The following is a 19,956-nucleotide window of genomic DNA, read 5'->3' as shown; positions in this document are numbered from 1 at the left end:
TTCCCGGTCAGTGGAGGCGCATTATAGGGAGTTCTCAGAAGGCCGCAACCCCTAATTTCAATATTTTTTCCGACCGTTGAACATTTAACCAAAACAGCCTTAAAGAGGCAGTTTTTTCAACGATTTAAAGCCATATCCCTGTAGAACGGGCAATAAAGCGTCAGTATCTTCATTTAACGCTATGCAATACGCCAGATTCTCTTCCTGAGTCGACACCAGATTTTCCTGCGTCGAAATCAGCCATGCGGTACGACGGGCAATCGCCGCGCCGGAATCGATCAGTCGGGTTCCCTCAGGCAACACCTGCATTAGCTCTTCTGCTAATAAAGGGAAATGGGTGCAACCGAGTACCACGGTATCCGGTGGCTCGCGCATGCTCAGCCATGGATGGAGAATTTTCTTCAGCGCTGGCAGCGGTACGGCTTCACCATGCAGCTTGGCTTCTGCCAGTTCCACCAGCTCAGAGGAGCCAAGCAGCTCGATCTTGCAATCGGTGGCGAAACGGGCGATCAGCTCATGGGTATAAGTACGCTGTACGGTACCGCGGGTAGCCAGCAGGCCCACCACACCATTGGCGGTCAGGCGGGCAGCAGGCTTGATGGCAGGCACCACGCCGACAACCGGGAAGGTAAAGCGTTCGCGCAGGGCCGGCAGGGAGACCGTACTGGCCGTGTTACAAGCGATGATGACTATCGCCAGAGGATGCCGTTGCTGCACCGCGCTGACAATCTCCAGCACGCGCTCAACAATAAACTCTTCGGATTTCTCGCCGTAGGGAAACGCCACATTATCGAAGGCGTATATATAGTGGAGGTCCGGCAGCAGTTGCCGAACCTCTTGATACACCGATAACCCGCCGACGCCGGAATCAAATACCAGCACCGTCGGACGGGCCGTAGCAGGGGTGTTAGAAGGTATAGCTTCCAGTGAGGTAGTATTCTCTTCCTGGAGTAGCGTAGCCATAAGCCGTCTCATAATCTTTATCAAACAGGTTGGCGATTCTACCACGAACTGTCAGATGAGATGTGACCGGATACGAAACTGCGAGATCCCACAGGCTGACACCGCCAAGTTTGACGCTTTGCTCTGGATAGGTGCTGTAGTCTTTATCATAACGCTCACCCAGGTATTGATAGGTCACTGCCCAGTCAAAATCATAGACCTGCCAATCCAGCTCATACTTCACCTGCTGTTTGGCACGGCGCAGCAGCACTTCATTGGTTTTGGCATTACGCGGATCGACATAGTCGTAACCAATGTGATGGGTTAACGGACCCGTGTCGAATGAAGCTGTAGCTTCAATACCTTTAATTGTGGCCTTGCCAACATTGTAATAGACGTAGTTGGTCTCGCCGGTGGAATCAATCAGGTTATCAATATCGTTGCGGTAGCCGGACACGCGCCAGGTTACCGGCCCGGTCAAACCTTCAAAGCCCCCTTCCCACTGTTTGCTTTCTTCCGGTTTCAGATCGGTATTATTGCCGAAGTTGCCATACAGCTGACCCATATTAGGGGCTTTGAATGCCGTGCCGTAGGAAGCGATGAAACGGTAACCTTCTATAAACTCCCAGCCCGCACTGGTTTGCCAAGTGCCATGCCAGCCAAATTCGGAATGATCGTCGCCGCGAACCGCTCCTTCCAGAGTGACCGGCCCGACCAACTGCTGCGCAGTCAGATAAACACCGGCGTTGCGTTGGGTTTTTTCACCGTTAACCGTGGTGGAGTCTGGCTTGATTTGCTGATGCTGCCAGTCAATCCCCGAACTGACCGTACCCTGACCTACCTGAAGAGTATTTCCCCATTGCAGGTTGTACTGCTCGGAGTCCACCAAGCTGGCTGAGCTGTCATACATGCCGCGACGAGGATCGTAATCATAATCCTTGCTGTGGCTGTAGCTGCCAATCAACTGCGTCGCGTAGATGCCTTCCTTATAACGCAGGCCGGTATCCCAGGTTTGACTGTACAACTTGCGGGTATCGACGTCAGAGAAACTGTCGTAAGCCGTGCGGTTATCGTAACCGTAACCACGAACAAAACCGCTGATAGCCTCGTTGAACTGATGATCAACAGCGCCGTATAGCGACTTGCTCATAAAGCCGTCGCGATCCTGCTGGCTTTGCATGCCGGTGCTGCCGTAGGCCACCACATCATAACCTTTGGTATAGGTGTAGTTACCGGCGACCGTGGCAACCGTGCTGTCGCCCAGCTGTTGTTGAGTAGACGCGTCATAGGCCTGGTAACCGTTAGACCCCACACCGGCGGAAAGCGTAGTGCCGTTCTTTTCGCGGGTGGTAATAATGTTAACCACGCCGCCGATGGCATCGGAGCCATAAACCGCCGAACGTGGGCCACGAATATATTCAACTTTCTGCACCAGCGAAATCGGGATCTGGCTGAGATCGGAAGAGCCGCTGATACCGGCCTGATTAAGACGGATACCGTCGATCAGCACCAGCACATGGCTGGAATTGGTGCCACGAATGAACAGCGAGCTTTTTTGCCCCAGGCCACCGTTCTGCCCCACGTCTACACCCGGCAGGCGGCGCATCACATCGGTCAGGCTTTTTGCCTGCCAGCGGTCGATTTCATCACGGGTGACGACGGAAGTGGGTGCCAGCACGGAAGAAACCGGCTGTGGGAAGCGGTTGGCGGAAACCACCAGATTTTCGCTGTTATTCGCTGTGGTGTTGTCTTGCGCCCAGCCAGAAAAAGCCGTGACGGAGGAAACCACCGCCAGCAGCGTATTTTTTGTAATTGTCATGAAAAAGCATCCAAACTTAATTGGCGGATGCCGCAGGATCATGGCCGGTATTTCGCGACGGCCACGGACATTGCGACGTAACACCGGCAGGTCTTCGGGCTTGGGAGTTGCGGGCGGCCTCTTAGCTACCAGCACCGGGCGATGACTTCCCGTCCTGCAATGGACAGTGTCTGCGTAAAACGCTATCGCCGTGACTTCCCCTTACCGCTGCGCGTCAGCTCCGGATTCACACCGGATTCCCTTTTCACTCACTGCTTGAGGCCGGACGACAATGCTACGATCAATGTAAATAGATGTCTAGACTGCTATCAATGTTACAAATAATAAACACGACAAAACTGGACTTCACGGACTGATTCCCTACAATCCCCGCTGATCAAATTTGCCTGACGAGAAGAAACATGACGCCCGAGAAATTGCCTATTGAACGTTACGATGACCAACTGGCGGAAAAAACTGCCCGGCTGAAGACGCTGATGTCACCGTTCACGGCACCCGAGCCGGAAGTGTTCCGCTCGCAAGTCGAACACTACCGCATGCGCGCAGAATTCCGCATCTGGCATGATGAAGACGAGATGTACCACATCATGTTTGACCAGCAGACCAAGCAACGCATCCGCGTCGAGCAGTTTCCTGCCGCCAGCGAATTGATTAACCGCCTGATGAGCGCACTGATCGCCGCCATCAAGCCGGATCCTATTTTGCGCCGCAAGCTGTTCCAGATTGATTACCTGTCGACTCGCAGCGGCAAAATCATCGCCTCGCTGCTGTATCACCGTAAGCTGGACGACGCCTGGCAGCAGCAGGCAGAAAAGCTGCGGGATGATCTCCGCGCCCAGGGCTTTGACCTGCAGTTGATTGGTCGTGCGTCGAAGATGAAAATCATGCTGGATCAGGATTACGTCGATGAAATCCTGCCGGTCGCCGGCCGCGACATGATTTACCGTCAGGTGGAAAACAGCTTCACCCAGCCGAATGCGGCGATGAACATACAGATGCTGGAATGGGCGCTGGACGTGACCGCCGGCTCTAAAGGCGATCTGCTGGAGCTGTATTGCGGCAACGGCAACTTCTCCCTGGCGCTGGCACGTAACTTCGAGCGGGTGCTGGCCACTGAAATCGCCAAGCCTTCCGTTGCCGCGGCGCAGTACAACATTGCCGCCAATCATATCGACAACGTACAGATTATCCGCATGGCGGCGGAAGATTTTACCCAGGCGATGAACGGAGTACGCGAGTTTAATCGTTTGAAGGGTATCGCTCTGAGCAGCTATAACTGCGAAACCATTTTTGTCGATCCACCGCGCAGCGGACTGGATGATGAAACGGTAAAAATGGTGCAGGCTTATCCGCGAATTTTGTATATCTCATGCAACCCGGAAACGCTGTGCGCCAATCTGGAGACGTTGCAGGAAACTCATCAAATCAGCCGTCTGGCATTGTTCGATCAGTTCCCGTATACCCATCACATGGAATGCGGCGTACTGTTGGAAAAACGCGTTTAATCTCACAGGGGCGCCGCGCTTGCTGCGCCCCTGGTTTTCCCCTTACGCCGGGGTATTCTCATCCAGCGCCTTGCGCGCCTTCAGCTTCATGCCAATCCAGAACACCAGCGCCACGGAAATAATCGCCGGCAGGAAGTTAGAGCCGATCTGCGGGTATTCGGCACGCACTATCGCACTGTACAGCAGCACCCCCAGCAGGAAGGTCGCCGCCGCCAGCTTAGGTATGCCATCCGGCATCGCGCGGTGCAGATACCGTTGATGCAGGCAATACACCGCCAACACCAAAGCAATAATCGGGAAAATCGAAAACGGCACCACCGAGCTGAACAGCGCGGCGAACGAACCGTTGATTGAAAGGCCGGCAATCAACGCCAGCAGTAAGGTGCCATTCTCACGGCCTGGTTTTTCCATCGCTTTCTACCTTTTTATACGTGGGATACAGAAGTTTTTTCTTGTTCGCGGCGATACCAATAATAAGCGCCTTTGGAAATCATCCGCAGTTGCAACACTAAGCGCTCCTCAAGCCGACGCCGTTGATCGATGTCGATATCCAGCGCTTCAGCACCGGCGCTGAAAACGATGGTGACCATAGCTTCCGCCTGCGCTTCGGTGAAACTGCGCGGCATATGGTTTTCCAGCTCGAGGTAATCCGCCAGTTCGGCGATAAAATGTTGGATCTCACGCGCCACCGCCGCACGAAAGGCCGCCGAGGTCCCGGAGCGTTCACGCAACAGCAGGCGGAAGGCGTTGGGATTATTGCCGATAAACTCCATAAAGGTGGAGACCGAGGTGCGGATCACGCTGCCCCCCTTGGCGATACGCTGCCGCGCCTGCCGCATCAGTTGACGCAGCATCAGGCCGCTCTCATCCACCATGGTTAACCCCAGCTCGTCCACATCACGGAAGTGGCGATAAAATGACGTCGGCGCGATGCCCGCTTCACGCGAGACCTCGCGCAGGCTCAGACTGGCAAAGCTGCGTTCAGCGCTCAGTTGGCTGAAGGCCGCTTCGATGAGGGAACGACGAGTCCGTTCTTTTTGTTGTGCTCTGACGCCCATATGCATATCCAGATAAGATCCATTTTCTCAGTCTAACGCCGTAGACCCGGCAATATAGCAAATTTTATTGCAACAGCATTTATACAAACGCGCCCTGTCACAGTTTCAGCCTGCACCATTTGTGCTTTGCCTCAAAAAGCCTAATGGTGATTGGGCACTCAGCGCTATGATGTTAAGATACCGTTGTAATTTTGTATAAGACAGGTCTCTCCCCTATGCAACAGCACTATCAATTTGATGCCATAGTCATTGGCTCGGGCCCAGGTGGTGAAGGTGCCGCTATGGGGTTGGTGAAGCAGGGCGCCCGCGTGGCCGTGATAGAACGGTACAATAACGTAGGCGGTGGATGTACCCATTGGGGCACCATCCCATCCAAAGCCCTCCGCCACGCCGTTAGCCGCATTATCGAATTCAACCAGAACCCGCTTTATAACAATTCACGCACGCTCAGCGCGACATTCCCTGACATTTTACGCCACGCCGATAACGTCATTAATCAGCAAACCCGGATGCGTCAGGGTTTCTATGAACGCAACCAGTGCAAGCTATTTGCCGGCGATGCGCGCTTTATCGACGCCAACACCGTTAGCGTCAGCTATATGGACGGCACCCAGGACACCATCCGCGCCGATCACATCGTTATTGCCTGCGGCTCACGCCCGTACAACCCGTCGAGCGTCGATTTTAACCATCCGCGTATTTATAACAGTGATTCCATTCTCGAACTGAACCACGAACCGCGCCACGTCATCATCTATGGCGCCGGGGTGATCGGCTGTGAATATGCATCTATCTTCCGCGGTTTGAACGTGAAGGTGGATCTGATCAACACCCGCGATCGTCTGCTGGCGTTCCTCGACCAGGAAATGTCGGACTCGCTGTCATATCACTTCTGGAACAACGGCGTGGTGATCCGCCACAACGAAGAGTTCGAGAAGATCGAAGGCACTGAAGACGGCGTGATTGTTCACCTGAAATCCGGCAAGAAAGTGAAGGCCGATTGCCTGCTGTACGCCAACGGCCGCACCGGTAATACCGACTCGCTGGGGCTGGAGAACGTCGGTCTGGAATCAGACAGCCGTGGCCTGCTGAAAGTGAACAGCATGTACCAGACCGCGCTGCCGCACATTTATGCCGTGGGTGACGTGATTGGCTACCCGAGTCTGGCATCTGCCGCCTACGATCAGGGCCGCATTGCCGCACAGGCGATTTCCTCCGGCGAAGCCAGCGGACATTTGATTGAAGACATCCCGACCGGTATCTACACCATTCCGGAAATCAGCTCCGTCGGTAAAACCGAGCAGGAATTGACGGCGATGAAAGTGCCGTATGAAGTGGGTCGTGCACAGTTCAAGCATCTGGCCCGCGCGCAGATTGCCGGCATGAACGTCGGCAGTCTGAAGATCCTGTTCCATCGCGACACCCTGCAGATCCTTGGGATCCACTGCTTCGGCGAGCGTGCGGCAGAGATCATCCACATTGGCCAGGCGATCATGGAACAGAAAGGTGAAGGCAATACTATCGAATACTTCGTTAATACGACCTTCAACTATCCGACCATGGCCGAAGCCTACCGGGTGGCAGCGCTGAACGGCTTAAACCGCCTGTTTTAACGTGGTGCCCATGTAGCTTTGCATGTGCTCGCGGATCGCCTCGGCCAATTGCTCATAACGACTGCGCAATGGGGAGCCGGGGCGGTACACCAGCGCAATGGTGCGCTTGGGTTCAGGTTTGAAGCAGTCCAGGTAACACACGCCGTCGCGCTCACGCTGCGGCGGTACCGCCAGTGACGGCAGCAAAGTGATCCCACTACCCGCTGCAACCATATTACGCAGCGTTTCCAGGCTGGTCGCCCGGAAATGGGTATCTTCGTCGGCCCCGGCCTGGAAACAAAAGCCCATCGCCTGATCGCGCAGACAGTGGCCATCTTCCAGCATCAACAACTTTTCACCGGCCAGATCCGGCATCGCCACGCGGTCACGCTGCGACCATGGGTGATCGGAATACACCGCCAGCTTCATCGGTTCGTCAAACAGCGGCACTTCAATAAAGGCTTCTGTTTCTTTCACCAGCGCCAGAATGGCGCAGTCAAGTTTACCGCTGTCGAGCTGTGCCAATAGCTGTTGGGTTTGCGCTTCATGCAGGTACATTTCCAGCTTGGGAAAGGTTTTATGCAGCGTAGGTATGATCTGCGGCAGCAGATAAGGCCCGACGGTGGGGATCAGGCCGATATGCAGCGGCCCCGACATGGCTTCACCTTGCTGGCTGGCCATCTCTTTCAGAACTTTGACTTCGCGCAGCACGGTACGCGCCTGTTCCACCAGCAACAGGCCCGCCTGGGTGAATAACACCTTGCGACTGGTACGTTCGAGCAGCATCACACCCAGTTCGTCTTCCAGCTTACGGATCTGCCCACTCAGCGTGGGTTGGCTAACATGGCAAGAATCGGCGGCACGGCGGAAATGCCGGTGCTCGGCCAAAGCGACCAGGTACTCTAAATCACGAATATTCATTGTTTCCCTCCAGACCACGATAGCTCATGACGATAGATAAGATAGCAATGAGCGATTAGATCTATCAAGCCCCGACGTCAATAATGTCACCCAACGAAGCGATACCGCGCTAACAGCTAAAAATTATTTTTCCTAATTAAGGGGTTAATTCATGTTTACCAGTCAAGAAGGCAAAAAAGTCCCTCAGGTTACCTTCCACACCCGTCAGGGCGACCAATGGATTGACGTCACCACCGACGACCTGTTCAAAGACAAAACCGTCATCGTGTTTTCACTGCCGGGCGCGTTTACCCCAACCTGTTCTTCCAGCCATCTGCCGCGCTACAACGAACTGTCCAGCGTATTCAAACAGCACGGCGTTGACAGCATTCTGTGCGTTTCAGTGAACGACACCTTCGTTATGAACGCCTGGAAGGCCGATCAGCACGCAGAGAACATCACCTTCATTCCAGACGGCAACGGCGAGTTCACCAAAGGCATGGACATGCTGGTCGAGAAAGCGGATCTGGGCTTTGGCCCGCGCTCATGGCGTTATTCCATGCTGGTACGCAACGGCGTGGTGGAAAAAATGTTCGTCGAACCTAACAAGCCGGGCGACCCGTTTGAAGTGTCTGACGCCGACACCATGCTGAAATACCTGGCGCCGGAATTCAAAGTGCAGGAGTCGGTTTCCCTGTTCACCAAACCGGGCTGCCCATTCTGCGCCAAAGCTAAACAAATGCTGCAGGAACGTGGCATCCAGTATGAAGAGATCGTACTGGGTCAGGACGCCACCACCGTTAGCCTGCGCGCCGTCACCGGCCGCGCAACCGTACCTCAGGTCTTCATCGGCGGCCGTCATATCGGCGGTAGCGATGACCTGGAAACCTTCCTGTCAGCCTGATTTATAAGTAATAACAAAGCCAACGTGAACTTTTGGCGGGCTTCGGCCCGCCCTTTTTTTAGCTTTCAGGAGCGGATATGAAACAGTTGAATGTTGACGTCGCGGTCATCGGCGGCGGCACCGCCGGTCTGGGCGCCTATCGCGCCGCCAAGCTTGCCACCCCAAGCGTGGTGATGATCGAAGGCGGAGCTTATGGCACCACCTGTGCCCGCGTTGGCTGCATGCCATCAAAATTACTGATTGCCGCCGCCGAGGCGGTGCATCAAATCGAGCGGGCACCGGGTTTTGGCGTGTATCCCGCCGGAAAAACTACCATTAACGGCCGTGAAGTCATGGACCGTGTTAAACGCGAGCGCGACCGTTTCGTCGGCTTCGTGCTGGAAGGTGTCGACGAAATCCCGGCCACCGACAAAATTCAGGGTTACGCCCGTTTCATCGACGACAATACTTTGCAGGTGGACGATCACACCCGCATTGTGGCGCAACGCATCGTTATCGCCACCGGGTCCCGCCCAAGCTGGCCGGCAGCATGGAATGCGCTGGGCGACCGCTTGATTGTCAATGATGACGTGTTCAACTGGACTGATTTGCCAGACTCGGTGGCCGTGTTCGGGCCCGGCGTAATTGGCCTGGAGTTGGGTCAGGCGCTGCATCGCCTCGGCGTCGAAACCAAAGTATTTGGCGTTGGTGGTGCCGTCGGGCCGCTAACCGACAGTACGGTACGCAACTATGCCGCCAAAGCGTTGGGCGAAGAGTTCTATCTTGATGCCGATGTGAAAGTGGACATGATGCAGCGCGAAGGCGACAAGGTCTTTATCCGCTATCAGGGTCTGAACGGCTTACCGCAGGAGATCATGGTGGATTACGTCCTGGCTGCCACCGGTCGTCGACCGAACGTCGATAATCTGGGTCTTGAGAACACCCGTCTGGTGCTCGATGCCAGGGGCGTGCCTCAGGCCGATCGCCTGACGATGCAAACCAACGTGCCGCATATCTTTATCGCCGGTGACGCCAGCAACCAGCTGCCGTTATTGCACGAAGCCAGCGATCAGGCGCGCATTGCCGGAACCAACGCCGGGAGCTTCCCGGAAGTGACCCCGGGCCTGCGCCGCAGTGCGATCTCGGTGGTATTTTCCGATCCGCAGATTGCCATGGTCGGTTCCACCTTCCGCGAGCTGAATGAAAAATTCAGCGCCTGCGGCTGTTTCGAAATCGGTGAAGTGTCATTCGAAAATCAGGGCCGTTCACGAGTGATGCTGCGTAATAAAGGCATCCTGCACGTCTACGGCGAACAAGGTACCGGGCGTTTCCTCGGCGCAGAAATGATGGGGCCGGATGTCGAGCACATTGCTCACCTGTTAGCCTGGGCACATCAGCAGAAAATGACCATCAACCAGATGCTGGACATGCCGTTCTATCACCCGGTGATCGAAGAAGGCCTGCGTACCGCACTGCGTGACTTGCAGTCAAAACTAAAACTGGGCGAAGCCGAGGCAGAACGCTGCCAACGCTGTCCGGGCGAGTAGTTCTTCCCCCTGCTATCTATCCCCACCGGGCCTTCGTGCCCGGTTTTTTTGCGCTTCGAATGCCACTCTTGTCGCTTGCTGCTTGCCGCTCAGCGCATGTCAGGTCATTTTTACGTCGCCACATTGAAATGATATCAATAATGATACTAAAATAAGGTGCATGCATGAAAGGAATCAGGAGTGCCATTGAAGATCTGCAACAACGGCAGAACAGCATCAGATTCACTGAGTTGATAACAATTTGTACGCGCTGGTTCGGCCCACCGCGTTTGAACGGCGGCAGTCATCACGTTTACCGCATGCCCTGGCAAGGCGATCCCCGGATTAATATACAACGCGGAAATGGAGGCACGGCAAAGGTATATCAGGTTAAACAGGTCATTGCCGCATTGGTCAAAATGGAGGATGAACATGGAAAAGCATGAGCATTACACTTATCGCATCACCTGGTCGGAAGAGGACAACGAATATGTCGGCCTCTGCACAGAATTCCCTTCCCTGTCGTGGCTGGCCGCAACGCGTACCGCAGCGCTTGAAGGTATTGAAAAACTGGTTAGCGAGGTGATCAATGACCTGTTGGCACAGGGTGAAACACCGCCACAGGCGCTGGCCGAGAGAGTTTTCAGCGGCAAACTGGTATTGCGTATGACACCGGAACAACATCGACGTCTGGCGATCAACGCTATAGAGGAAGGTGTCAGCCTGAACCGCTATCTTTGCGCACGGCTGGCGGGATAATCGATAAAGGGCAGCACCGGGCTGCCCTTACGCCACTCAAGCCAAACGCTGTTTCGCTGCGGCGATCGCACTGGCGACCTGTTGAGGAGATACGCCCCCCTTGGCGGAACGTTTATCCAGGCATGATTGAAGTGCCAGAATTGGGTATACGTCGTCGCCAATCACCGCGCTGAATTTCTGCAAATCAGCCAACGGCAGGGCTTCCAACGCCTTACCCTGGCGGATCGCCTCTACGACCGCCTCACCGACGATATGGTGCGCCTCACGGAATGGCACGCCTTTGGCGACCAGATAATCCGCCAGTTCGGTCGAGTTGGCGTAGCCCTGCTCTGCCGCTTCCTTACAACGCGGACGTTTCACCTGGATGCCATCCAGCACCAGCGCCGCCATCTGCAGACAGTCCATCCAGGTATCCAACGCGTCGAACAGCCCTTCCTTGTCTTCCTGCATATCTTTGTTGTACGCCAGCGGCAGGCCTTTCAGCGTCATCATCATGCCCGTCAATGCGCCCTGTACACGCCCGCATTTACCGCGGATCAGCTCCAGCGCATCCGGGTTTTTCTTCTGCGGCATCAGCGAGGAGCCGGAAGTCACGCGGTCGGACAGATCGACAAAGGCCGCTTCGCCGCTGTTGAAGAAGATCAGGTCTTCGGCAAAGCGCGACAGATGAACCATGCTGATGGAGGCGTTAGACAACAGTTCCAGCACGTGGTCACGATCCGAAACGCTGTCCAGGCTATTACGGGTTGCCGAAGCAAAGCCCAGCCAACCGGCCAATTGCTCACGGTCGATCGGGTACGCAGTGCCGGCCAGTGCGCCACTGCCCAGCGGGCTGACGTCCAGGCGTTTCAGCGTATCCTGCAGGCGGCTTTCATCACGCGCCAGCATTTCAACATAGGCCAGACACCAGTGCGCGAAGGTCACCGGCTGCGCACGCTGCAGGTGGGTATAACCCGGCATCACCGCATCCTGGTTGGCTTCGGCGGTTTCCACCAGCGCCTGTTGCAGTTGCACGATGGCCTGATGCAGTTCACCAATTTGGTGTTTGCACCACAATTTCAGATCGGTCGCGACCTGATCGTTACGGCTACGGCCGGTGTGCAGCTTTTTACCGAGATCGCCGACCTTGTCGATCAGCTTTTGCTCCACCCAGCTGTGAATATCTTCCGCATCGCTGCTGACAATCGCCTGCGGATCGGCCTGTACCTCTTCCAACAGCACGCTCAACGCCTGTTCCAGCTGTTGCTGCTCGGTCGCCGTCAATACGTTGACGGTCACCAGCGCTTTCGACCAGGCCACTGACCCTACGATGTCCTGTTCCGCCAGGCGATAATCGAAGCGCAAAGAATCATTTAACTGCTTGAACCGCTGATCTGCCGCCTGACTGAACCGTCCGCCCCAAAGTGCCATACCTTACTCCTGAATTTTATGCGAATAAGGGCGCAGCACGCTGCGCCCTTATCAAGTCACGCCGAATAATCAATAAAGTTACTTGTTCTTTTTCTCGTTCAGCGCACGGATGCGTGAAGAGAGCGAGAACAGGCGGATAAAGCCACCGGCATGGCTGTGATCGTAAACTTCGTCTTCGCCAAAGGTGGCGAACTCTTCAGAGTACAGGCTATTGGCAGATTTCTTCTGAATTGCCGTTACCTGGCCTTTGTACAGCTGCAGCACTACTTCGCCGTTCACTTCTTCGGCCAATGCTTCAGCAGATGCTTGCAGTGAACGACGCAGCGGCGCGAACCAACGGCCATCGTACACTACGTAAGCCATTTCCAGGCCCAGCTGCTCACGCCATTTGAAGCTATCGCGATCCAGAACCAGCTGCTCAACGCCACGCAGTGCCGCCACCATGATGGTGCCGCCCGGGGTTTCGTAGCAACCGCGGGATTTGATACCCACCAAACGGTTTTCCACGATATCGATACGGCCCACACCATGTTTGGCGCCCAGCACGTTCAGGGTTTCCAGGCATTTGTACGGGCTCAACGCTTCGCCGTTTACCGCCACTACCCGACCTTTCTCGACGGTGACAGTCACCTGCTCTGGCTGATCCGGAGCTTCCTGCGGATCGACGGTCCAGACCCAGCAGTCTTTATTCGGTGCATTCCACGGGCTTTCCAGCACGCCGCCTTCGGTAGAGATATGCCAGGCGTTTTCGTCACGGCTGTAGATTTTTTCCAGCGACGCCGTGGTCGGGATGTTGCGCTCTTTCAGGTAGTCCAGCAGCGCTTCACGGGAACGCAGGTTCCACTCGCGCCAAGGGGCTACCACTTTCAGGTGCGGCGCCAGTGCGGTATAGGTGGTTTCGAAACGCACCTGGTCGTTACCTTTACCGGTTGCGCCGTGGCACAGCGCGTCAGCACCGACCTTCAACGCCAGCTCAACCTGCGCCTTGGCGATGATCGGACGGGCCATTGAGGTCCCCAGCAGGTAGCTACCTTCATACAGAGCACCGGTTTGCAGCACGGGGTAAACATAATCACTGATGAATTCTTCACGCAGATCAACAACGTGACACTCAGAGGCACCAGATTGCAGGGCTTTTTGCTCCACGCCTTCCAGATCGCTGCGCTCCTGGCCGATATCTGCCACGAATGCCACCACTTCGCAGCCGCCGTAGTTTTCTTTCAGCCAGGGAATGATGGCCGAAGTATCCAGGCCGCCAGAGTACGCCAGAACGATTTTTTTGATGCCTTGGTTTTGCATGGTCTTTTCCTTTTTAATTCTAAATTTAAGCGAGGATCCGGGTGCCAATCGACACGCCGTTAAACAGTGCAGGAAGCTGATCGGCATGGCGCCAACTGGCGATATCTACCGGGCGACCGAGGGTGCGGGCCGCATCGAGCGCCGCATTCACCTTCACCACCATACCATCAGTGATGATGCCCTGGGCAATCAGTTGTTCCGCTTTTTGCGCCGTCATTTCTGCGATGCGCTGCCCTTTTCCGTCGAGGATGCCACTGACATCCGACAGCAGGATCAGATCCGCACCCAGCGTGGCGGCCAACGCGGTCGCCGCCTGATCGGCGTTTACATTCATTAACTTCCCATCGGCGGTAATACCGATAGAGCTGATCACCGGCAGGTAGCCGGCACCCAGCAGGGTATTGAGCAACGCCGGCGACCCCGGCTGCGCGTTGCCTACGTGGCCAAGCGCCGGATCGAGCGGGGTGACGGTGACGCTGCCGCCGTCCGCCAGGCTCAGGCCTACGGCATTAATCTGGTGTTTGATCGCCCATGCCAGCAAAGTTTTGTTGGCCGTACCGGCCAGTGCGCCGGTGATAATGTCGATCTGATCGGCCGGGGTGACCCGCAGCCCATTTTTCTTCACCACCGGCAGGGAAAGCTGCTTCATCAGTTCGTCCACCACGCAACCGCCGCCGTGGACGATGACCAGTGGGCGCTGATGCTGCTGGCGGTAGCTGTCCAGCGCGGTAAACAAACGCTCCAGCGCTTCTTCACTGTCTAATAACACGCCACCTAACTTGATAATTAACGGGTTCATCGCTGTTTACATCCCACGCTGGTGATTTATTAAAGTAATGACTGGGTTTCCGGGAACCCAAAACGGATATTCAGGCATTGCACCGCCTGGGCGGCTGCGCCTTTCAACAGGTTGTCTTCCACCGCCACGGCAATCAGGTGTTCGCCCTGCACGGCAAAGCCGATATCGCAAAACGGCAACCCAACCACTGACTTCAGCGCCGGCACGCCTTTGTCGTACAGCCGCACCAGCGGTTTGTCGTCATAGGCAGCGTGATAAACGGCGGCCACGTCCTGCGCGGTCACGCCGGCTTTAAGGCGACAGGTGATGGTTTCGAGAATACCACGCGGGAAGTTACCCAAATGTGGCGTAAAGATGACCGGCACTCCCAGGTGCGCGACGATTTCCGGATGATGGCGGTGGTTGAAAATCCCGTACGGCTGCAGGCTCACCTCACAGAAGCTGGTGGTAACGCTGGCCTTGCGGCCCGCGCCGCTAACGCCGCTGGTGGCGTTGATGACCGGCCACTGGTCGAGGTTCAGCAAACCTTGGTCGATCAGCGGTTTCAGTGCCAGCTGCGCTGCCGTTGGGTAACAGCCTGGCACGGCTATCAGCTGCGCCCGTTTGATTTCGTCGCTCTGCCACTCCGCCAGGCCATATACCGCCTGCTCCAGCAGCTCGGCATGCTGATGTTCAAAACCGTAGTACTGGCTGTAGAAAGCGGTATCTTTTACGCGGAATGCACCGGAAAGATCGAACACCACGCAACCGGCGGCCAGGAACGCCGGCGCGATATCGTGGCTGACCTCATGCGCCGTGGCCAAAAACACCACGTCGATACCTTCAGCCGCTTTCGCAACGTCAACCAGTGGTTGCAACGGCAGATCGACGATGCCTTTTAACTGAGGGTGCAAATCGGAAAGCAATTTTCCTGCATCTGCACTTTGCGCTGAAACCGCTAAAGCGGTTATGTTCATGTGTGGGTGACGATTAAGGTACGCCGTGAGCTCCGCTCCGGCATAACCGCTGGCACCGACAATCAGCGTATTCAACATGGGGCCTTTCACCTTCTTGACTTGCGTTTGGTCGTTTTCGACTCAGGTTTCCAGGCTCACCAGCGTTGTTTCGCCGTTCACCCACGAGGTCGAGCGTTGATGTTTTTATAATCATCCGGGAATCGGGTTCCCTTACGCTCCAGCTTACTGTATTTTTATTCACAATAACTGCATGAATATTGATACCAACCTAACCAAAGGCTGTCAACAGTGAAGATGAAATTACCTCCATTTATTGAGCTGTACCGGGCGTTGATCGCCACTCCGTCGATCAGCGCCACCGATGGTGCCCTCGATCAGAGTAATGAAGCGTTAATCAACTTGCTGGCCGGCTGGTTTGCCGATTTGGGTTTCCGCGTCGACGTGCAGCCGGTGCCGGACAGCCGCAACAAATTCAACCTGCTGGCAAGCATTGGCGAAGGCAGTGGCGGCCTGCTGCTGGCGGGCCACACCGATACCGTGCCTTATGATGAAGGCCGTTGGACACGCGATCCTTTCACCCTGACCGAGCACGACAATAAGCTGTATGGACTGGGTACCGCCGACATGAAGGGCTTCTTTGCCTTTATTTTGGATGCGGTGCGCGACATCGATGCCAGCCAGCTGACCAAGCCGCTGTACATTTTGGCCACCGCAGATGAAGAAACGACGATGGCCGGCGCACGTTACTTCGCCGCCTCGACCAGCATCCGCCCTGACTTCGCGATTATCGGCGAACCGACCTCATTGCAGCCGGTGCGTGCGCACAAAGGCCATATGGCCAACGCCATTCGCATTGTCGGCCAATCTGGCCATTCGAGCGACCCGGCGCGCGGCGTGAACGCCATCGATCTGATGCATGACACCATCGGCCGTTTGATGGAGCTGCGTAAAACGCTGCAGGAGCGCTACAACAACCCGGCATTCGCCGTGCCTTATCCCACCATGAACTTCGGCCATATCAGCGGCGGCGATGCCGCTAACCGCATCTGCGCCTGCTGTGAACTGCATCTGGATATCCGTCCGCTGCCGGGCATGACGCTCGACAATATCAACGAACTGATGCACCAAACGCTGGAACCCATCAGCCAACGCTGGCCGGGCCGCCTGAGCATTGAAGAACTGCATGCCTCGGTACCGGGCTACGAGTGTCCGACCGATCATCAGATGGTGGCGGTGATTGAGAAACTGCTGGGCACCCGTACACAGGTGGTCAACTATTGCACCGAGGCGCCGTTCGTCCAGCAGGTCTGTCCGACCCTGGTGCTGGGCCCCGGCTCTATCGACCAGGCGCATCAGCCGGATGAATACATCGATACCGGCTTTATCGAACCCACGCGCAAACTGCTGGGCCAACTGGTCGATCATTTCTGCCGTCAATAAACCTGATACAAAGTAGGGGTTATGATTTATCATTTCCCCTACCTCAAAATACGTATTAAACCAATGAAATAAGCCAGACTGATAACCGGCGTGCCGTAATTAAATTTCAGAAAATGCGCCGATTTTGATGTTTTTTTGCTAAAAATAGTGTCAATTGACGATTGGACAGGAACGTGGCGAGATGAAACAGGCGCTCTTCGCCTGACACGTGAAATTTACTTACAAGATAAAAATCATCTACCCAATAGATTTCAAGTTGCAGCTAGGCGGCGAACGCTTGAATCCCCGGGAGCTTGGATCAACCAAGTGAACGGGGTGAGAGCGCGAAGCCAACACCGCTGTGGCTTGAAAGATGAAGGGTAAATACAGAATTGGGTCAGGGGTTATATGAACGAACAATATTCGGCAATGCGAAGTAATGTCAGTATGCTCGGCAAATTGCTCGGCGATACCATCAAAGAAGCGCTGGGCGAGCATATTCTCGATCGCGTTGAAACTATCCGTAAGCTTTCCAAATCTTCACGTGCAGGCAATGAAGCGCACCGTCAGGAGCTGCTTTCCACCTTGCAAAACCTGTCCAACGACGAGTTGCTGCCGGTCGCACGCGCCTTCAGTCAGTTTCTCAATCTGACCAATACCGCCGAGCAGTACCACAGCATTTCACCCAACGGTGAAGCCGCCAGCAACCCGGAAGCGCTGGCTCAACTGTTCACCCGACTGAAAGACAAAAAGCTCAGCACCAAAGAGCTGCAGAATGCGGTGTCTCAACTTTCTATCGAGCTGGTGCTGACTGCGCACCCGACGGAAATCACCCGCCGCACCCTGATCCACAAACTGGTAGAGGTGAACACCTGCCTCAGCCAGCTCGACCATAACGATCTGGCCGACTACGAGCGCAACAAGATCATGCGCCGCCTGCGTCAGTTGGTGGCTCAATCGTGGCATACCGACGAGATCCGCAAACACCGTCCGTCCCCGGTTGACGAAGCCAAGTGGGGCTTTGCGGTGGTGGAAAACAGCCTGTGGGAAGGAGTGCCTGCCTTCCTGCGTGAATTCAACGAACAGTTGGAAAACTCCATCGATTACAGCCTGCCGGCGGAAGCGGTGCCGGTGCGTTTCACGTCCTGGATGGGCGGTGACCGCGACGGCAACCCGAACGTCACGGCCGAGATCACCCGCCACGTGCTGCTGCTGAGCCGCTGGAAAGCCTGCGATCTGTTCACCCGCGATATTCAGGTGCTGGTGTCCGAACTGTCGATGACCGAATGTACTCCGGAACTGCGCGCACGGGCCGGTGGTGACGAGGTTCAAGAGCCGTACCGCGAAATCATGAAGCAGCTACGCAGCCAGTTGATGAGCTCTCAGGCCTATCTGGAAGGCCGCCTGAAAGGCGAGCGCGTACTGAAGCCGCACGATCTGCTGGTGAATAACGAACAGCTGTGGGAACCGCTGTTCGCCTGTTACCAGTCGCTGCAGGCCTGCGGCATGAGCATCATCGCCAACGGCCAATTACTGGATACCCTGCGTCGCGTGCGCTGCTTTGGTGTGCCGCTGGTACGCATCGACGTTCGCCAGGAAAGCACCCGCCACACCGAAGCCATCGCCGAACTGACCCGCTACCTGGGCCTTGGCGACTACGAAAGCTGGTCAGAAGCCGACAAGCAGGCGTTCCTGATCCGTGAACTGAATTCCAAACGCCCGCTGGTGCCGTTGAAGTGGGAACCGAGCGCCGACACCCAGGAAGTGCTGGAAACCTGCCGGGTGATCGCCGAGGCGCCAGAAGGCTCGATTGCCGCCTACGTGATCTCCATGGCGCGCACGCCTTCGGACGTGCTGGCGGTTCACCTGCTGCTGAAAGAAGCCGGTTGTCCGTTCCCGCTGCCTGTCGCGCCGCTGTTCGAAACCCTCGATGACCTGAATAATGCCGACGACGTGATGACCCAGTTGCTGAATATTGACTGGTATCGCGGCTTTATCCAGGGCAAACAGATGGTGATGATCGGCTATTCCGACTCGGCGAAAGACGCCGGGGTGATGGCCGCCTCCTGGGCGCAATACCGCGCTCAAGACGCACTGATCAAAACCTGCGAAAAGGCTGGCGTAGCGCTGACTCTGTTCCACGGCCGTGGCGGTTCGATTGGCCGCGGCGGCGCACCTGCGCATGCGGCACTGCTGTCGCAACCGCCGGGCAGCCTGAAAGGCGGCCTGCGCGTGACCGAGCAAGGCGAGATGATCCGCTTCAAATTCGGTCTGCCGGAAGTCACCATCAGCAGCCTGGCGCTGTATGCCGGTGCCATCCTGGAAGCCAACCTGCTGCCGCCGCCAGAGCCGAAAAAAGAGTGGCGTACGCTGATGGATGAGCTGTCAGACACCTCATGCAAAATGTACCGTGGCTACGTGCGCGAAAACCCGGATTTTGTGCCTTATTTCCGCGCCGCCACGCCGGAACTGGAGCTGGGCAAACTGCCGCTGGGCTCCCGCCCTGCCAAGCGCAAGCCAAACGGCGGCGTAGAGAGCCTGCGCGCCATTCCGTGGATCTTCGCCTGGACGCAGAACCGTCTGATGTTACCGGCCTGGCTGGGCGCCGGTGCCGGTTTGCAGGAAGCGGTAAAAGCCGGCAAGCAGGATCAGCTGGAAGCCATGTGCCGCGACTGGCCGTTCTTCTCCACCCGTATTGCGATGCTGGAAATGGTGTTCGCCAAGGCCGACCTGTGGCTGGCGGAATATTACGACCAACGCCTGGTGGACAAATCGCTGTGGCCACTGGGCCAGCAGCTGCGCGATCAGTTGGAAAGCGACATCAAGGTGGTGCTGACCATCGCCAATGACGCGCACCTGATGGAAGACCTGCCGTGGATCGCCGAATCCATTGCGCTGCGTAACGTGTACACCGACCCGTTGAACGTCCTGCAGGCTGAGCTGCTGCACCGTTCGCGCCAGCAGGAGCACCCGGACGCCCGCGTTGAGCAGGCGCTGATGGTCACCATTGCCGGCGTTGCTGCCGGGATGCGCAATACCGGCTAGGTTAAGCGCCAAAAGCACGGCTCCTGCTTGCAGGGGCCTTTTTT

The 19,956-nt window shown here is 56.1% G+C and carries 17 protein-coding genes and 1 riboswitch; of the genes, 8 read left to right on the top strand and 9 right to left on the bottom strand.

The window, feature by feature from the left end; genetic code table 11:
• Positions 1-99: 99 nt before the first annotated feature.
• Positions 100-963, bottom strand: a complete 864-nt coding sequence (gene murI / locus NR114_RS21225) for a glutamate racemase (RefSeq protein WP_041415094.1) — start codon at positions 961-963, stop codon at positions 100-102.
• Positions 908-2,761 carry a TonB-dependent vitamin B12 receptor BtuB gene (gene btuB / locus NR114_RS21220; RefSeq protein ID WP_046375109.1) on the bottom strand — a complete coding sequence of 618 codons (1,854 nt, stop codon included), beginning with the start codon at positions 2,759-2,761 and terminating at the stop codon, positions 908-910. The genes murI and btuB overlap by 56 nt, the downstream gene beginning before the upstream one ends.
• Positions 2,762-2,828: 67 nt before the next feature.
• Positions 2,829-3,042: riboswitch (cobalamin riboswitch) on the bottom strand.
• A 120-nt stretch (positions 3,043-3,162) separates the two neighbouring features.
• Between btuB and trmA the strand changes: the two genes are divergently transcribed.
• The gene (trmA, locus tag NR114_RS21215) at positions 3,163-4,266 is read left to right on the top strand and encodes a tRNA (uridine(54)-C5)-methyltransferase TrmA (protein WP_256814478.1); all 1,104 of its coding nucleotides are present in this window, start codon (positions 3,163-3,165) and stop codon (positions 4,264-4,266) included.
• A gap of 42 nt (positions 4,267-4,308) precedes the next feature.
• Here the strand turns inward: trmA and NR114_RS21210 are convergent, their stop codons facing one another.
• Positions 4,309-4,677 (bottom strand): YijD family membrane protein, encoded by a 369-nt coding sequence (locus tag NR114_RS21210; protein WP_020837513.1) that lies wholly within the window; start codon positions 4,675-4,677, stop codon positions 4,309-4,311.
• 14 nt (positions 4,678-4,691) lie between these two features.
• Entirely contained in the window at positions 4,692-5,324 is a 633-nt protein-coding gene (gene fabR, locus NR114_RS21205) for an HTH-type transcriptional repressor FabR (RefSeq protein ID WP_020837514.1), read from the bottom strand.
• A gap of 215 nt (positions 5,325-5,539) precedes the next feature.
• Between fabR and sthA the strand changes: the two genes are divergently transcribed.
• On the top strand, positions 5,540-6,937 hold the full coding sequence (sthA, locus tag NR114_RS21200) for a Si-specific NAD(P)(+) transhydrogenase (protein WP_020837515.1): 1,398 nt from the start codon (positions 5,540-5,542) through the stop codon (positions 6,935-6,937).
• Here the strand turns inward: sthA and oxyR are convergent.
• Complete coding sequence (gene oxyR, locus NR114_RS21195; RefSeq protein WP_020837516.1) at positions 6,920-7,837, bottom strand: DNA-binding transcriptional regulator OxyR; 918 nt, start codon at positions 7,835-7,837, stop codon at positions 6,920-6,922. The genes sthA and oxyR overlap by 18 nt on opposite strands.
• A 151-nt stretch (positions 7,838-7,988) precedes the next feature.
• Between oxyR and NR114_RS21190 the strand changes: the two genes are divergently transcribed.
• The 4 genes from NR114_RS21190 to NR114_RS21175 all read left to right on the top strand — a co-directional run bounded on the left by NR114_RS21190 (position 7,989) and on the right by NR114_RS21175 (position 10,984).
• Positions 7,989-8,720, top strand: a complete 732-nt coding sequence (locus NR114_RS21190) for a glutathione peroxidase (protein WP_044554933.1) — start codon at positions 7,989-7,991, stop codon at positions 8,718-8,720.
• A 77-nt stretch (positions 8,721-8,797) separates the two neighbouring features.
• Complete coding sequence (locus NR114_RS21185) at positions 8,798-10,246, top strand: dihydrolipoyl dehydrogenase (protein WP_115060810.1); 1,449 nt, start codon at positions 8,798-8,800, stop codon at positions 10,244-10,246.
• A 164-nt stretch (positions 10,247-10,410) separates the two neighbouring features.
• Positions 10,411-10,671 (top strand): hypothetical protein, encoded by a 261-nt coding sequence (locus NR114_RS21180; protein ID WP_020837521.1) that lies wholly within the window; start codon positions 10,411-10,413, stop codon positions 10,669-10,671.
• Positions 10,658-10,984, top strand: a complete 327-nt coding sequence (locus tag NR114_RS21175) for a type II toxin-antitoxin system HicB family antitoxin (protein ID WP_020837523.1) — start codon at positions 10,658-10,660, stop codon at positions 10,982-10,984. Before NR114_RS21180 ends, NR114_RS21175 begins: the two co-directional genes overlap by 14 nt.
• Positions 10,985-11,020: 36 nt before the next feature.
• Here the strand turns inward: NR114_RS21175 and argH are convergent, their stop codons facing one another.
• From argH to argC, 4 genes are all read right to left on the bottom strand, one after another.
• Entirely contained in the window at positions 11,021-12,394 is a 1,374-nt protein-coding gene (gene argH, locus NR114_RS21170) for an argininosuccinate lyase (protein WP_020837524.1), read from the bottom strand.
• 78 nt (positions 12,395-12,472) lie between these two features.
• Positions 12,473-13,693 carry an argininosuccinate synthase gene (locus tag NR114_RS21165; RefSeq protein WP_020837526.1) on the bottom strand — a complete coding sequence of 407 codons (1,221 nt, stop codon included), beginning with the start codon at positions 13,691-13,693 and terminating at the stop codon, positions 12,473-12,475.
• 25 nt (positions 13,694-13,718) lie between these two features.
• Positions 13,719-14,492 carry an acetylglutamate kinase gene (argB, locus tag NR114_RS21160; protein ID WP_020837527.1) on the bottom strand — a complete coding sequence of 258 codons (774 nt, stop codon included), beginning with the start codon at positions 14,490-14,492 and terminating at the stop codon, positions 13,719-13,721.
• Positions 14,493-14,521: 29 nt separating this feature from the next.
• Positions 14,522-15,526, bottom strand: coding sequence for an N-acetyl-gamma-glutamyl-phosphate reductase (gene argC, locus NR114_RS21155; protein ID WP_046374891.1), 1,005 nt, complete (start codon positions 15,524-15,526; stop codon positions 14,522-14,524).
• Between the two features lie 216 nt (positions 15,527-15,742).
• On the opposite strand from argC, the gene argE reads away from it, so the two are divergent.
• Both argE and ppc read left to right on the top strand, forming a co-directional pair.
• Complete coding sequence (gene argE, locus NR114_RS21150; protein ID WP_164171170.1) at positions 15,743-16,888, top strand: acetylornithine deacetylase; 1,146 nt, start codon at positions 15,743-15,745, stop codon at positions 16,886-16,888.
• 387 nt (positions 16,889-17,275) lie between these two features.
• On the top strand, positions 17,276-19,912 hold the full coding sequence (gene ppc / locus NR114_RS21145; protein ID WP_046374890.1) for a phosphoenolpyruvate carboxylase: 2,637 nt from the start codon (positions 17,276-17,278) through the stop codon (positions 19,910-19,912).
• The last annotated feature ends 44 nt before the right edge of the window (positions 19,913-19,956 follow it).

The sequence above is a fragment of the Serratia sp. Ser99 genome (assembly GCF_024519545.1).
In the GTDB taxonomy this organism is placed as follows: Bacteria; Pseudomonadota; Gammaproteobacteria; order Enterobacterales; family Enterobacteriaceae; genus Serratia; species Serratia liquefaciens.
The sequence above is the reverse complement of the archived record's forward strand: the minus strand, read 5'-3'. Positions and strand labels throughout refer to the sequence as shown.